Annotated in this window: 1 pseudogene; it reads left to right on the top strand. The window is 36.4% G+C overall.

What is annotated here, in order from left to right:
* Positions 1-217 (top strand): annotated as a pseudogene (locus tag CHH91_RS21065) (MFS transporter); the annotation flags it as partial.

Below are 217 nucleotides of genomic sequence, written 5' to 3'. Positions count from 1 at the left end.
AAAGATGAAAAATTAAAACCGAAAGAACGCCATTTCATAAAAGAATTGAAAGTCGGCTTTACAATTGCAAAAAATAAAGTGTTTATCCGCTATGTATTGTTATTTGCGCTAACCGGAGGGTTAATAATCGGCTCCTTTAACTTGATGTTACAGCAGATGGCCGTAATAACTTACGATATGCCGGCGATTGGATTAAGTCTGTTGTATATCGCAGAAG

It is taken from the genome of Virgibacillus sp. 7505, assembly GCF_002272135.1.
Classification (GTDB): domain Bacteria; phylum Bacillota; class Bacilli; order Bacillales; family Amphibacillaceae; genus Terribacillus.
The sequence above is the reverse complement of the archived record's forward strand: the minus strand, read 5'-3'. Positions and strand labels throughout refer to the sequence as shown.